Origin of the sequence: Streptococcus australis (genome assembly GCF_019930045.1) — a bacterium.
In the GTDB taxonomy this organism is placed as follows: Bacteria; Bacillota; Bacilli; order Lactobacillales; family Streptococcaceae; genus Streptococcus; species Streptococcus australis_D.
The window spans coordinates 1-1,790 of sequence record NZ_JAHZQQ010000106.1 but is presented as its reverse complement, the minus strand read 5'-3'; the positions used below and the strand labels follow the sequence as shown (position 1 = coordinate 1,790).

Below are 1,790 nucleotides of genomic sequence, written 5' to 3'. Positions count from 1 at the left end.
GTTGCGTTTGGCGTGAAGGCATTGGTAAAGGTTTTGCTTTCTGGGTAGACGACTTCTGCCTTCAAGGAATCTCCATCACGAGTGACTTTAACAGTCACTTGTTTTTCAGAAGTATCGTAAGCAATAGTTGCATTATCTCCCTTGACTTCCTTCGCAGTGTATGTGTGTTCACCTTCTTCAGTGTACTCAATCGGTGCAAATGTAATTTTCCCGTTTTGGTTAGTCGTTGTTTGAAGTTTGTTTGAACCTTCGTACAATTCAAAGCTAAACTCGCCGTCTACCAAGTCACGACCTGTAAGAACTTTATCCAGCTCGATAGTAGCTTGGGTTTTGGCCGGCTTCTCTTTCTTGTTTACAATCGTTTTGCTAACAGGTTTCGTTGGTGTCGTAAATTCACTAGCTTCAACAATTGTATCTTCTGCCAACTCATACCCTTCCGGAGCTTGAATTTCTTTGATGATGTATTTATCTCTCAAGAGTTCCTTAAGGCTAAATTCACCTTTAGCATCTGATTCAAACTCACCTAATACTTGGCCAGTTGCTTGACGGATAACTTGGAATTTCGCACCTTTCAGCGGTTCATTACTTTCGTCAACTTTATGAACTTGAATGCCGAAGGCATAACCAACACCTTCACCACCAGCGATTTAGATATTTACTTTACTATTTGAATCGTATGGTTTTTTATTATCACCTACGATAGTTGCTTTATTTTTGATCACCTCACGGTCAACCGCATCATAGTTAACAACTGCTTCATATTCAACTGCAAAGTGATCGTTAGCAGAAATGTTCCCTAGATTAATCGTAAATGTAGTATCTGTTGCATTGACAGTGTATTGAGAGGTAACATCTGTTTTGTTTAGAAGTTGCCATGTTCCAGTACTGTAATCCCAAGTACCTTTGTAGATCTTAAAGCTACCTGCCTTGTAGGTGACACCTGGTGATTCCATAGTATCGGACAGAACTGCATTGCTAATTGCCTCATTAGTCCGATTGACAGAAATACGAAAACCTAAGCTCTTGTGATTTCCATTATCCCAACCTGATTTGATAATAGTATACCGTTTACCTTCTCCAATGGTTCCACTTTTTACTGTACCATCGAATTTCACTTTATTATTAACAGAGACTTTAACTAGTGCATTACCATCATTTGGGAACTTATCTTTATTAACACCAGCATAGAAGAAGAACGAACCTGAAATATCATTTTTCTCTTCGACAAATTTTGTAAATGTTAAGACAATTTTACCAGTAGTTGCGTTAACTTTTGCATTGGCAATCAATTTACCAGTAATGGAGTCTTTAATTTCAAAATCCTGAGATTTGATGTCAATCGGAGAAGAAATAGTTACTTCGGTCGTATCCCCTGCTTTAACGTTTTTTCCTTCTAAAGCAAATTTGGCATTCAGACGGAAAGTATCGTATCTTCCAAGCGGAGTTGTTAAATCCCCACCATCATTATTTTGAATTTTCACATCCGTGATGACATCCACTTTTTTGGACGTTTCTGCTTTTACATTTTTAGAAAAAAGCGTAAAGCACACAATCAATAATGAAAGCATCATTGATAAATATATTGCTAACTTTTTCATTTTTTCTCCCCTTATATTCATAATAATAAGCGAAACTATTATATCAAAAACAAGTGCTATTGCAAGTACAAAGTAGTATTTTTTTATTTGATTCCCCTGCTAAATGAAATTTCTTGCCCTGTTGTAAAATGAAGTGCAACACAAAAGACACGTTCATCTGATATACTAGAATTGCGAAAAACAGCATAAAGG

At 36.9% G+C, this 1,790-nt stretch carries 2 protein-coding genes; both read right to left on the bottom strand.

Annotated elements, in window-relative coordinates; translation table 11 throughout:
* The coding region (locus tag K1J10_RS10450; protein ID WP_317629288.1) for a Spy0128 family protein at positions 1-551 on the bottom strand (551 nt) is incomplete at its 3' end.
* A gap of 96 nt (positions 552-647) precedes the next feature.
* Positions 648-1,598, bottom strand: a complete 951-nt coding sequence (locus tag K1J10_RS10445; protein WP_223357319.1) for an Ig-like domain-containing protein — start codon at positions 1,596-1,598, stop codon at positions 648-650.
* Positions 1,599-1,790 lie beyond the last annotated feature (192 nt).

Excerpts from the sequence above, each read along its gene's own strand:
- K1J10_RS10445 (WP_223357319.1), bottom strand. The coding sequence starts at position 1,598 with ATGAAAAAGTTAGCAATATATTTATCAATGATGCTTTCATTATTGATT.